Consider the following 12627-nt stretch of genomic DNA (forward strand, 5'->3'; position numbering starts at 1 on the left):
CACCCCAACACCGGCAACGACACACCCGGCACCGTCATCTCCGGCCCCAAAAACCCACCACGCCAGGGGACTTACCCCCCCGGCGAGCAGAAATCTTATTCCCACCTGGCGCAAAACTCTATATTCTGAGCAAGACGATAGGCCCGCAAACAGGCCATACGTCATCGAAATAATTGAGCGATAGGTACCTGGTATGTAGCCAGAAGAGATGAGGAAGTTCCCACGATGAGTAAAAAGATGGCCGGAAAGACGTTCTCGACACCCCAGGAAGCCGGCGTCACACCACCCACGGACGACGAGGTCGCTCGCGCGAGAAAGTTATCAGCAAAAATCGAAGCCGTGAAGCCGGAAGACATCGTTCAGGAAGTGTCGCCAAAATTTTGGGATGACCTTTCAGGGACTGAGTACGATCCAAAGAGCCGTTGATTTTGCCTGAGCCAGTTCCAATAGAAGCGTTCCGCGTCCTCCTGACGACGGCTGCTGTGTACAACGTAACAATCAACTCTTTCTGACGTACCGCGATACCTTTGCGTCCGCCGCAAACGGCCTACTATGGTAGGCCGCCCGTACGAGCTCATACCCGCCAGCCGGGGTTCCCAGCGCCACGACCCATCGGCATCCGCTCAGGCAGCATCTCGTACTTTTCTTACAGGACTTACTAGTGCCGGAGGGTTTAAATGGTTGACTACCGGCTCGACCTCAGCGGTTATCCTGCCTTTCTACATCGGATTGTGAAGTCGTGGTACGTGTGGGAAGAGATCTACCTTCGAAAGCAAGGACGGTATCCCGGGTACGATCGGCGCGAGCCAACGGGCTCCGAGACACGTGAACAAATTTTTTGGGGACGTCGTCCACCTCAACTGACTAGCAGTAATGAAATGGGCTTTATCGACGAAGCGGATGTTTCTTACTAGTTAGTGTGGGAAGCGATCGCTTTTATATCGACAGCAAGGAAAGAGGGTCGCGCGCCAGGTATTGGATGTTCAGACAGTATGAGGACGCTGAAAAGTATCTTTTACTCTTGATTAGCCAGATGGCCCGCCCCGGACGATACACCAACTCGCCTGCATTCCGGTGGTCCGAAGAGGGCCTAGACCCACAGGTGACGCTGACTACACCCGATCCTGTGAACTGCCCCGGTCGTGTCAGCTTAAGGGTGGATCAAGAGCCTAACGATCGCGGCTGGATGGGCGAGAGCGACGCACTCGCAGCATCGCATATCTTAGTCCTCAGCTTCGAGGAACTGGATTTAATCCTTAGGGAAGGAATCCCGAAGGACTGGTTCACCATCGACATTCGTTGCAACTGACCGAGCCCTTGTTTTATTAGTCCGTCGGAGATGTCATCCACAGGTTTCCGGGTTATCCCCGGCGAGGTCTCGCGCCGGGTTCGTCCGGTAATTACAATCGATTCCACAAGGAATTACCGGAGGGGTGGGAAGTCAGATTCGGAAAGATCGCGCAAGCGTATGGTCAGCCCGGCAGCGGAATGCAACGGGGTCGTCATTGATATGGAACGTCAAATAGTGCTGATTAAGGCGAAGGTTACCTGGACTCGGGAAGTGCAGGTACCTAGACGAGACTTCGAAGGTGGATATGGAAGTTGAGCGCCAAGTTCCGAGGGACGAACTTGTGGAGGTAGCCCGTTACTACGATCTGTGGCGCGGGATCGCCAACTTGGTGGGCGACGGGCCAGATGACGAGCCAGACTGGGATGCTGGCCGGTTGTTCTTTCGTTCCGACTATTCACAAAAACTGAAAGAATGGCCCAAATGGGCGGAGTTCGGCGACTGGGGTGCGTGGATCATCACGCCTGAGCCGGGCTATATCTGCGTATCGCACTCACTAAAGCATGAAAGAGAAGTCTTTAGGACCGAGCGGATGGAGGTTGTCTTCTCCAGCTTTTTGGATGCAGGTAAGTACGTTATTATGCAATTGGGCGACAGTATCCGCACCTGTAGCAATGTGCGACTCAAATCGCTATTCCTTAACTGGGAGGCTCGCGGACTGAGTCCAGGCATAAAGGTGCAAGCCGCAAGCGAAAAGGATATCGGTCTTTTCATAGACGTACGCGATGATAAAGAATATGCGGAAAAGCATCTGAAGAGGTACTCATTAGTAGACAGTCCAGGATCTTACGGCATTGCTTTGGATTACGAACAACCAAGAATGGAAATCCTCGCGTTGTCTTTCGACGAACTGACAGCAGCATTGCTGGATGGCATGCCAGAAACCATCACGTCAAAAGTGCATCCCCGGTGACGACGTGGGTGACGTCGCAGCCCCGACTCCAGCGACAGGCACGCCAAAACTTATGTCCGACAGCAGGTTCGGCCTCTGCGATGAACGGCTGCAAGCCAACCGTCAGCGTGACACCAGCCCATGTCAGAGGCGTAAACGTGGCCATGACATCTGCCGGATAGGGTTGATGGAACCGGCCACCGGGCGACACGGCGATTTTGGAGGTGTGGCGATGACTTCCTCTGAGTCGGGTGGGTCCAACGGCGCAGATCCCGCCGTTCGCGTCGACCTGGAATCGGTGGCCGCCAACGCCAGCGCGGCCCGCGCCCTCGAAGGCCTGCAGGAATCGACCGAGGGCCGCCCGCAACCGCCGATCGATCTGACCGCCGCCGCGTTCTTCGACGTGGACAACACGTTGGTGCAGGGCTCCTCCGCGGTGCACTTCGGCCGCGGCCTGGCCGCCCGCCACTATTTCACGTACCGCGATGTGCTCGGATTCATCTACGCGCAGGCCAAGTTTCAGCTCCTCGGCAAGGAGAACAGCAACGACGTGGCCGCCGGCCGGCGCAAGGCACTGACCTTCATCGAAGGCCGCTCGGTCGACGAGCTGGTCGCCCTGGGCGAGGAGATCTACGACGAGATCATCGCCGACAAGATCTGGGCGGGAACCCGCGAGCTCACCCAGATGCACCTGGACGCCGGCCAACAGGTGTGGCTGATCACCGCCACACCGTACGAGCTCGCCGCCACCATCGCCCGCCGGCTCGGCCTGACCGGCGCGCTGGGAACGGTGGCCGAGTCCGTCGACGGAATCTTCACCGGGCGGCTGGTCGGCGACATCCTGCACGGGCCCGGCAAGGCACACGCCGTGCGATCGCTGGCCATCCGCGAGGGCCTCAACCTGAAACGGTGCACCGCCTACTCCGACAGCTTCAACGACGTGCCCATGCTGTCGCTGGTCGGCACCGCGGTCGCCATCAACCCCGACGCCCGGCTGCGCAGCTTGGCGCGCGAACGAGGCTGGGAAATCCGGGATTTTCGGACCGCCCGCAAGGCGGCGAGGATCGGCGTGCCCTCGGCGCTGGCACTCGGCGCCGCGGGTGGTGCACTGGCCGCGCTGGCCTCTCGGCGGCAATCACGCTGATAGGCTGCGCCGCTGAGCAACAATTCGAACGGAGAGCGGCCAAAGGATGACAACTCCAGAAGGCGCCGAAGGACTCATCGGTAGCCATTACCGGGCACCCGATTACTTCGAGGTGGGACGCGAGAAGATTCGCGAATTCGCGGCCGCGGTGCAAGACGAGCACCCGACGCACTTGAGCGAGGCGGCGGCCGCAGAGGCCGGCTACCCCGCCGTGGTGGCCCCACTGACGTTCCTGGCGATCGCCGGACGGCGCGTGCAGCTGGACATCTTCACCAAGTTCAGCATCCCGATCAACATTGCCCGTGTCCTGCACCGGGACCAGAAATTCCGCTTCCACCGCCCGATCCTGGCCCACGATAGACTGCACTTCGACACCTATCTAGACTCCGTAATCGAGTCCCACGGCACCGTCATCGCGGAGATTCGCAGCGAGGTCACCGATGCCGACGGGAGGCCGCTCGTCACCAGCATCGTCACGATGCTCGGCGAGGCGGCACACCAGGAAGCCGGCGCTGAAGCAACCGTCGCCGCGATTGCATCCATATCTGCTGGAAAGTAGGGTCGATCCAATGACGTCACAGGGGGAAACAGGTGGCACCCAGCTCAAGCCGCCGGTAGAAGCGGTCCGGTCCCACTACGACAAGTCGAACGAGTTCTTCAAGCTTTGGCTTGATCCGTCGATGACGTACAGCTGCGGCTACTTCGACGAGAATCCGGACCCGAAGAACCTCACCAAGACGTTGGAAGAGGCGCAGTACGCCAAGCGCAAACTCGCCCTGGACAAGCTCAACCTCGAGCCCGGCATGACGCTGCTCGACATCGGCAGCGGCTGGGGTTCGACCATGCGGCACGCGGTCGCCGAGTACGACGTCAACGTCATCGGCTTGACGCTCAGCGAGAACCAGTACGCCCATTGCGTGGCCGAGTTCGACAAGATGGACAGCCCGCGCCGCAAGGAGGTGCGCATCCAGGGCTGGGAGGAATTCCCCGACGAACCGATCGACCGCATCGTGTCGCTGGGTGCGTTCGAGCACTTCGCCGACGGCGCCGGCGACGCCGGCTACGAGCGGTACGCCACCTTCTTCAAGAAGTACTACGACTTGCTGCCCGACGACGGCCGCATGCTGCTGCATTCGATCGTGGTGCCCACCCGCGAAGAGGGCAACGCGATGGGTCTCAAGGTGAACATGACCCTGCTGCGCTTCATCAGTTTCATCTTGAAAGAGATCTACCCCGGCGGAAAGCTGCCGCAGGTTGACCTGGTCGACAAATACGCGACGGATGCGGGGTTCAAGATCGAGCGGCATCACTTCATCGGCAAGAACTACGTCCCGACGCTGACGGCCTGGGCGGACGCGCTCGAGGCGCACAAGGAAGAGGCGATTGCCCTGAAGGGGCAGGACACCTACGACATCTACCTGAAGTACTTGCGGGGCTGCTCCGATCTGTTCCGCGACGGCTACACCAACGTCTGCCAGTTCACGCTGGTCAAATAGGTCCTGCACGCAAACGACCCGGAGCCATGGGCTCCGGGTCGTTTCTGCTTAGGCCGCCGCGGAACGAAAACGCCGCTAGCCGGGAAACGAAGACTTCAGCCCAGGAAGATGTTGCGCCGCCCGGCAAGCAGCCGATACAGCGTCTGCTGGATCGTCTCGCGCACCTGATCGGTCAGCTCGAACGTGACCATCGGGTCGTCGGCGTCCGACGCCCCATAGTCGTGGGTGTAGATCGGTTCGCCGAACGCGATGCGCCACTTCGACGGCAACGGCACCAGGCCGGCCGGACCGGCCAACGGGAACAGCGGGGTCACCGGAAAGTAGGGCAGGCCGAACAGCCGCGCCAGCAATTTGACGTCGGCGATCATCGGGTAGATCTCTTCGGAGCCGATGATGGAGCACGGGATAATCGGCGCCTTGGTGCGCAGCGCGGCCGTCACGAAGCCGCCGCGGCCGAACCGCTGCAGCCGGTAACGGTCCTCGAAGCGCTTGCCCAGGCCCTTATAACCCTCCGGGAAGACGGCAGTGAGTTCGCCGGCGGCCAACAACCAATGCGCATCGGTCGTGCAGGCCATGGTGTGGCCCGCCTTGCGCGCGGCCTCGCCGATCAGCGGGAGATCGAACACCATGTCCGCGGCCAGCAGCCGCATGTCCCGGTGCGCCGGATGCTCGTCGTGCACCGCCACCGACAGCATCAGGCCGTCGACCGGCAGCACGCCGGCGTGGTTGGCCACCAGCAGCGCCGCGCCCTCGCTCGGCAGGTTCTCGATCCCGCTCACCTCGACGCGGAACCACGACTTGAAAAAGAAACGCAGCAGCGGCCGGACGATGGCGTCGTTGAAATGCGGGTCGAACCCGAATTCGTCGACGCTGTAGTCGCCCGTCAACCGCTTCCGGAAAAAACCGGCAACCGCGGCGACTTGTTGAGCAAACTCGTTGAGTGGCACTTCGGCCGGCGCCGCGGTGCCCGCGGCGCGGCGGTGCTCGTCGATCTCGCGGACCACCGCGGCGATCTGTTCGGCCGAGGCGCGACCGTGCGGATCGGTCAGCAGCGACGGATGCTGACGCGAAGCTTCGGCACGCTGATCGGCTCTCCGGCGAGCCGCTACCCGACCCCTATTGCTATGCAGTGGAATGACATTCGCTCTGGTTTCACCCGCCACGATATCTACCTGACCCCACTCCATGGAATTGGATTTCGGCTACCCCAGCGCTGTGCCAAGGCTATGGCGCGACCTTCCAAGGAGCGTACCCGATCAGGGTCGATTATGGGAGTGAGCCCACGACCACGAACGTAGTCATCGAACGCCTCCGCCGTCGTCCATTTCGGCTGGTAGCCGAGCTCCGAGCGCATCCTGGAGGTGTCCATCACGCGGCCATAACTCAGGTAATTGAATTGCTCGCGATCGATCTCGGTGTAGCGGTTAGCTCGTCTCAGCGAATCGAGCGCCCACGCTCCGAATCCGGGCACCGGCAACGGAATCCGGCCCGCGCGCCGAATTGCTTGAGACAGCATGAGAATTCCGTCGGCTCCGATGTTGAAGGTGCCCGCCTTGCCGGCCATGGCCGCCCGCTCCAGGGCACCCAACGCGTCCTGCTCGTGCAGCAACTGCAGCCGCGCGTCGCGGCCGAACATCGTCGGGACCAACGGCCCGGCCAGATACCGCGACAGCGTGGTGTCCATCGCCGGCCCAATCATGTTGGCCAGACGCAAAATCGTCACCGCGACGTCGGGCCGGCGCCGGCCCAGCCCCCGCACGTAGCCCTCGATGTCGAGGGAATCCTTGGCGAAGCCGCCGCGCAGCGGACGACGACTGCTGCTGTCCTCGGTGAACATCACCGGATCGTGTGGGCTCGACCCGTAGACCTCCGAGGTCGACTTGAGCACCACGCGGCGGACCGAGGGCGCTTTCTGGCAGGCCGCGAAAAGCTGCATCGCGCCCATCACGTTGAGTTCCTTCAACGCCGCCGAACCGCCGGAGCGGGGCGCATACGAAGCGGCCGCGGCGTGCACCACGGTGTCGACATCCCCGTTGCGAATCACCTTGCCTATGAAGGGGTTTCGGATGTCGGCCCGGACGAACTCGGCCCGCCCCATGCGGCGCAGCATGTCCTTGCTCGGCGCGATGGCGTCCACGGCGATGACGGTCTTGATCATCGGATTCTGCGCCAGCCGGGCCGTCAGATAGCCGCCGAGAAACCGGCACGCACCCGTCACCAACACCACCTTGGGGTAGTGCACGGTGTCATCCGCGTTGTCGCCCGTTCCGGCGCCGCCCCCGCTCGAGGAATCCACTCGAACAGCCTAACGGCCGACACAACCCGCAGCGTTACAGCCGCGTGGCCCTCGGTAAGAAAAAGACTGTGGCGGAGCGGAAGTTACTTGCCAAGTTTTCTGCGTTGCACCCGCGTGCGACGCAGCAGCTTGCGGTGCTTCTTCTTCGACATGCGCTTGCGCCGCTTCTTGATTACTGAACCCATGAACTCCGCTATCTAACCCGGGACCGCTTTATGACTTGACCCGGACACTTTACCCAACCGGTCACCCGCAACACCAAACCGGCATCTCGTCAGACGCGAACGCCTGACGGGATGCCAGCTCGCGGCGCGCGACTAGCCGGCGTCGAAGTAGGACGTCTCCAGCATGTCGTGGACGGCCTTGGCGTGCACTCGGAACGACCGGCCCACGCGCACCGCCGGCAACTCACCGTTGTGCACCAAGCGGTAAACCGTCATCTTGGAGACCCGCATCAGGGCCGCCACCTCGGCGACGGTGAGAAATTGTGTCCTGGACTGCTGGCCATCGACGGAAGCCGCCTTACCTGCGGAATCTCGCGCTGATGGCCCGTTCGTAGACGTCATCGCTACCCAATCGTGTCAGGCCCGCGCAATGCCAGCGGCTTCCCCTCCGCTGGCACCCACACGGGCATACAAAAAGGAGAATAGCGGGACTAGTGGGGTTACTGGTACTGGTGAGAGACAATCAGTTGAAAATTCTTCAATTACTCCGATGTAATTCTTAGCTGCTCAGAGCGTATTTTGGCGGCCTGCACGGCCGCGTCAACAGTGGCCCGCAGCCCGCCCCGTTCGAGTTCGCGCAGCGCAGCGGCGGTCGTGCCGCCGGGCGAGGTCACGGTCGCGCGCAACTGAGCCGCGGTGGTGTCCGCCCGCCCGCCCGGCGCTTGCCCCTCGGCGGTCCCCGACTCTTGATCCAGCCGTTCCAACAACAGCGCCGCCGACCCGGCCATCGTCTGCGCCGCCAGGTCGGTGGCCACCTCCCGGCTCAGGCCCGCCGCGACGCCGGCGTCCACCAGGGCCTCGACCATCAGGAAGAAATAGGCCGGGCCGGAGCCCGAGACCGCGGTCACCGCGTCCATCTGCGACTCGGGCACGGTCAGCACGCCGCCGACCGCCCCGAACAGCGTGGCGACCTCGTCGAGCTGCGGCGCGGTGACGAAACGCCCCTTGGCCAGGGCGGTCACCCCCGCGCCGACCACCGCCGCCGCGTTGGGCATCGCCCGCACCACCGGCGTGCCGGCCGGCAGTTTGGACTCGAAATAGGTGAGCGTGACCCCCGCGGCGACGGTGACGAAAACTTGTTCCCCGCTGCCGCCCTCGGCCGCGCCGGCGGCCTTGGACAGCTCGGTCGTCAGCGCATCGACGTCGGCGGGCTTGACCGCGAGCACGACGAATGCCGCGTTCTCGGCGGCGTCGGCCGGCGACGAGGTCACCCAGACCGCATAGGTGTCGGCCAGGTACTTGGCCCGTTCGGGCACCCGCTCGGCCACCACCAAGTCCTTGACTTGCCGCCCCGCCCGCAGCAGACCCGAGAGCAACGCCTCGCCCATGCTGCCGCCGCCAATGATCGCGATTCTCGCCACGGGAGAAAGCATCGCAGACCGCGCGGGGGCGCGTTACCGGGGCGCGGGCACCAGCGCGAGCTGCCGGGACTGGACGATGAGCCGGCCCAGGCTGTCGACGACGATGTGGTCTTCGTCGAACCAGTCGTGGCCAATTTCCAGGCAGGTGCAGATCACGCGCAGCCAGCCATCGGCGGGCAACGCCCGCAGGAACGCCGTGAGCTGGATCGTGGGCGCCCAGCCGGTGCGTTCCACGGCGAAGGTCACCGGCGCCGACAGGTCCCCGCACATCAGCGCGAACAGCCCGTCGGGAGCCGCGCCGCGGGGCCGCGCCCACATCTGCAGCACCGGCGGCCTTCCGTCGGTGCTGGGTCCCATCGTGGACAGCACCGGCCGCACATCGCAGCCCTCGCCCAGATGCACCAGGCCGGCCAGCGCGTGGCCCGGGCCGATCGGTGCGATGTGGTCCGGCGGTTCCGGCGCCATCAGATCCACCACCGGGTTCGCCGATAGCAGCGGCACCGTCGACCCATTCGACGAAAAATGTTCTGGTGCACCAAGATTGATCACCGCATGGACGGCGGTGCGGCCACCCTGGACGAGCTCTACGTCGACCACGCTGATCCGCCGGCCGCGCTTGCGGATCGCGGTTATCAACCGCATCGGTCCCGGGTCGGGCGCCCACAAGAAGCTCGCCGATACCGCCACCGGTTCGTGCCCGGCCTCGGCACAGGCCTGGGTGGCGGCGTTGGCGCACAGGGCGAGCATCGCGCCGCCGTGCACCTTGGGACCGATGGTCCAGTGCTTGTTGAGTTCGCCCTCGTAAATACCCGGCTCGACCTCGCGCAGGCGCATTGCCTCGGTGAATAACGCGGTCATGATCTCCTGAGGGGTGGCGGCACGCTCATCGCAGCAGATGCGTGCGAGCGAATTGCAACGACTCGGCAAGCATGGCCTCACGCTCGCCCGCCGAGCGCGCGCTGGACGTGGACACCTCGAGGATGACATGGCCGGCGAACTGACCGGCGGCCAACCGCTGGCACACCTGGGCGGTCGGCTGGCTGCCGCGTCCGGGCACCAGATGCTCGTCGGACGGCCTGCCGCTGCCGTCGCACAGATGCAGATGCACCAGGCCGGAGCCCATCCGCTGCGCCATGTCCAGCGCATCGCTGCCCGCGGTCGAGGTGTGCGACAGGTCCAGCGTGTAATGCGCGTGGTTACCGTCCAGCGGGTCGAAGGACGGCGAGAACGCCGAAATCGCCGGCCCCGGGCCCCCGCCGCGCCGACGCATCCGCTCGCGCGACTGGTCCGCGCCGAAAAACCGATCCGCCCGGAACGGGAACATGTTCTCCACAGCCACCAGCACGTCGCTGGACGCCTCCAGCGCCTGCACCTGCTCGCTGAATCCCTCGGCGTAGCGCCGCTGCCAGCGAAACGGCGGATGCACGACGACGGTTTGGGCACCGAGTTCCTCGGCGGCGCGTACGCTGCGTTCCAGCTTGGGAATCGGGTTGGATCCCCACACGCGTTGGGAGATCAGCAGGCACGGCGCGTGCACCGACAGCACCGGCACCTGATAGCGCCGGGACAGCTTCTGCACGGCGCCGATGTCCTGGCTGACCGACTCGCTCCACACCATCAACTCGACGCCGTCGTAGCCGAGCCGGGCCGCATACTCGAACGCCGCCTCGGCCCTCAACGGATAGACCGACGCCGTGGACAGGCCGACTTTGATCGCGGGACGCACTGTGGGCGGTGGCGCCTAGCCGGTTTGCATGGACAGGGCCAGCGGGCCCAGGGTGATCAGCGCCCCGACCGCCACCGCGATCAGCGTGCTGGCGATGTCCTCGGTCTTGCGGACCACCCGTACGCCGGCCACCAGCCCGAGGATGACCAGCACCGACAGCACCAGCGCCACCAGGCTGTTCCACCGCCATAATTGGTCGAACGCGATGAACAGCCCCGCACCGAACGCGACGGCCACCATCGACTGGAACACGATCAGGCTGCCGCGCCACAGCGCGTCGAGCCGGCCGGGAGTCTCGGTGGACAGCGTCGGGATCTCGGCGTCCTCATTGGCGGACTCGGCCTTCTTGGCGCCCTTGATGGCGGCCTTATCGGCGGCCAGCGCGGCCGCGTCGGCTCCCTCCCGCTCGTCGCTGCGGCGCCGGGCCACCTCGTCGGCCAGCGTCTGGCCGCCGAACAGGGTCGAATCCGCCCCCTGCAGGTAGGACCGCACGTAGGCGGAGTCCTCGGTCGCGGGCTCGGCCTCGCGCACGTCGGAATCCATGACATCCACCGGCATATCGGCGTACTGCTGCAGCGGATCCGGGCTCATGTCCTCGGCTCCTGACGCGGACGCCGCCGGACGGGCGCGCTCGGCCGGCGCCTCGGCATCGCGGCGGGTGGGCCGCGGGTAGGCGCTGCGCTCGGGTCCTAGGTGCGGGGACCGCGGGGGCGATTTGGGCCACCGCGGCTCGGTTTCCGGGCGCGATGCGGCCTTGGGCCGCTCGTCGCTACCCGGCTCGGCCGCAGGCGCTTCGGTGTGGGCAATCTCGGCGGGTTTGGTGTCGGCGCGCTCCTCGTCGTCCCGGATGACGGGAATTTCGCCGGTCAATTCGGCGACGGTGACCGCGTCGCTGTCGCCGCGCCGACGACGCCGCCGCCGGGTGACCGCCGGGGCGCCAATCGTTCCATTCCTGGCCAATAGCTCGGCCACCGAGATCGGCCGAGTGCCGGGGCTCTCGGTCTCGGAGTGTGGTCCGGTCATGGTTTGTCGCCTCTCGATCGGTTGGTGTTCCGATCTGTCTGGCCTCCAGCATTGCGCACCGACGTCTCCACGAGGGCGGTTCCGTCGGCTTCGCTGTCTAGCTTGCGCAAGATGAGACCTTCCCGTAATGCCCACGGGCAGATATCCACGGTGTCGATCGCCAGCGCTCGCATGCTCGCCTCCGCCACCAACGCGCCCGCCACGATCTGCGGCGCGCGCTCGGCGCTCACTCCTTCCAATTCGGCCCGGTCAGCGGTGGTCATCCTAGAGATGAAAGATATGAGTTGCCTGAGGCCGTTGGACGTCAGCGTCCGTTTCACCCGGGGTCCGGCGGCCGAAGGCGCCGCGCCCGTGAGCCGCGCCAACGAGCGGAACGTCTTCGACGTCGCGACGGCGAGGTCCGGCCCGCCGGCCTCGAGCACGGCCACACTGGCGTCGGCCAGCTCGGCGTCCAACCAATCGCGCAGCATCGCCACCCGCCGCCGGCCCGGCGGGTCGTCGGGCAGCCACTCCCGGGTCAACCGTCCCGCGCCCAGCGGCAGCGACAGCGCGACTTCGGGTTCCTCGTCGACGCCGCTGGACAGCTCCAGCGAGCCGCCACCGATGTCGAGGTTGATGATTCGCCCGGCGCTCCAGCCGTACCAGCGGCGCACCGCCAGGAACGTCAGCCGTGACTCGGCCTCACCCGTCAGCACCTGCAGCTCGACGCCGGTCTCCTTGCGGACCCGGCTCAGCACGTCGTCGGAGTTCTCGGCGTCGCGGACGGCCGAGGTGGCAAACGCCATCAGTTCGGCGCAGCCGGAGCTGACGGCGATCTTGGCAAACTCGTCGATGGTGGAGATCAGTTTTTCGGCACCGCGCTTGGTGATCTTGCCCGAGCTATCGGTGGCTTCGGCCAACCGCAGGGTGGCCTTCGTCGAACTCATCGGCGTCGGATGGCCCCCACGGTGGGCATCGACCACCAACAGATGGACCGTGTTGCTGCCCACGTCAAGCACGCCTAATCGCACGAAAACAACCTAGCGGGACAGTAGCGCGGACCGGGTTGCGCCCCGCTGAGGAACGGCACATTGGCGGTGCCAGAGGCGGCGGGTGTCTGCCGCTCTGCCGCCGGAAT

At 64.7% G+C, this 12627-nt stretch carries 15 protein-coding genes; 6 read left to right on the top strand and 9 right to left on the bottom strand.

Annotated features, from left to right (window positions below):
* Positions 1 to 225 precede the first annotated feature (225 nt).
* The 6 genes from AWC25_RS12030 (at position 226) to AWC25_RS12055 (ending at position 4880) form a co-directional block, all read left to right on the top strand.
* Complete coding sequence (locus tag AWC25_RS12030; RefSeq protein WP_084229350.1) at positions 226 to 426, top strand: hypothetical protein; 201 nt, start codon at positions 226 to 228, stop codon at positions 424 to 426.
* 493 nt (positions 427 to 919) lie between these two features.
* Complete coding sequence (locus AWC25_RS12035; protein WP_069400730.1) at positions 920 to 1309, top strand: hypothetical protein; 390 nt, start codon at positions 920 to 922, stop codon at positions 1307 to 1309.
* 286 nt (positions 1310 to 1595) lie between these two features.
* Positions 1596 to 2261, top strand: coding sequence for a hypothetical protein (locus AWC25_RS27360; protein ID WP_232327063.1), 666 nt, complete (start codon positions 1596 to 1598; stop codon positions 2259 to 2261).
* A gap of 211 nt (positions 2262 to 2472) precedes the next feature.
* Positions 2473 to 3384, top strand: a complete 912-nt coding sequence (locus AWC25_RS12045; protein WP_069400747.1) for an HAD family hydrolase — start codon at positions 2473 to 2475, stop codon at positions 3382 to 3384.
* 46 nt (positions 3385 to 3430) lie between these two features.
* Entirely contained in the window at positions 3431 to 3943 is a 513-nt protein-coding gene (locus AWC25_RS12050; protein WP_069400729.1) for an FAS1-like dehydratase domain-containing protein, read from the top strand.
* Between the two features lie 10 nt (positions 3944 to 3953).
* Entirely contained in the window at positions 3954 to 4880 is a 927-nt protein-coding gene (locus tag AWC25_RS12055; RefSeq protein WP_069400728.1) for a cyclopropane mycolic acid synthase family methyltransferase, read from the top strand.
* 95 nt (positions 4881 to 4975) lie between these two features.
* Here the strand turns inward: AWC25_RS12055 and AWC25_RS12060 are convergent, their stop codons facing one another.
* The 9 genes from AWC25_RS12060 to AWC25_RS12100 form a co-directional block, all read right to left on the bottom strand.
* The gene (locus AWC25_RS12060) at positions 4976 to 6067 is read right to left on the bottom strand and encodes a lysophospholipid acyltransferase family protein (RefSeq protein WP_142278803.1); all 1092 of its coding nucleotides are present in this window, start codon (positions 6065 to 6067) and stop codon (positions 4976 to 4978) included.
* The gene (locus AWC25_RS12065) at positions 6049 to 7176 is read right to left on the bottom strand and encodes an SDR family oxidoreductase (RefSeq protein ID WP_085166846.1); all 1128 of its coding nucleotides are present in this window, start codon (positions 7174 to 7176) and stop codon (positions 6049 to 6051) included. The genes AWC25_RS12060 and AWC25_RS12065 overlap by 19 nt, the downstream gene beginning before the upstream one ends.
* Positions 7177 to 7259: 83 nt before the next feature.
* Positions 7260 to 7361, bottom strand: coding sequence for a 30S ribosomal protein bS22 (locus tag AWC25_RS12070; protein ID WP_003402602.1), 102 nt, complete (start codon positions 7359 to 7361; stop codon positions 7260 to 7262).
* 132 nt (positions 7362 to 7493) lie between these two features.
* Positions 7494 to 7742: a cell division/environmental response transcriptional regulator gene (locus AWC25_RS12075; RefSeq protein WP_069400725.1), complete on the bottom strand. Its 249-nt coding sequence runs from the start codon at positions 7740 to 7742 to the stop codon at positions 7494 to 7496.
* A gap of 140 nt (positions 7743 to 7882) precedes the next feature.
* Positions 7883 to 8761, bottom strand: coding sequence for a pyrroline-5-carboxylate reductase (gene proC, locus AWC25_RS12080; RefSeq protein WP_211281042.1), 879 nt, complete (start codon positions 8759 to 8761; stop codon positions 7883 to 7885).
* A gap of 33 nt (positions 8762 to 8794) precedes the next feature.
* On the bottom strand, positions 8795 to 9619 hold the full coding sequence (locus tag AWC25_RS12085) for a thioesterase family protein (RefSeq protein ID WP_069400723.1): 825 nt from the start codon (positions 9617 to 9619) through the stop codon (positions 8795 to 8797).
* A gap of 25 nt (positions 9620 to 9644) precedes the next feature.
* A complete protein-coding gene (locus AWC25_RS12090) occupies positions 9645 to 10487 on the bottom strand; it encodes a sugar phosphate isomerase/epimerase family protein (protein ID WP_069400722.1) in 843 nt (280 codons plus the stop codon).
* A gap of 15 nt (positions 10488 to 10502) precedes the next feature.
* The gene (locus tag AWC25_RS12095; protein WP_069400721.1) at positions 10503 to 11510 is read right to left on the bottom strand and encodes a hypothetical protein; all 1008 of its coding nucleotides are present in this window, start codon (positions 11508 to 11510) and stop codon (positions 10503 to 10505) included.
* A complete protein-coding gene (locus AWC25_RS12100; RefSeq protein WP_069400720.1) occupies positions 11507 to 12520 on the bottom strand; it encodes a Ppx/GppA family phosphatase in 1014 nt (337 codons plus the stop codon). Before AWC25_RS12100 ends, AWC25_RS12095 begins: the two co-directional genes overlap by 4 nt.
* Positions 12521 to 12627 lie beyond the last annotated feature (107 nt).

Origin of the sequence: Mycobacterium sherrisii (assembly GCF_002102355.1) — a bacterium.
Lineage (GTDB): Bacteria > Actinomycetota > Actinomycetes > Mycobacteriales > Mycobacteriaceae > Mycobacterium > Mycobacterium sherrisii.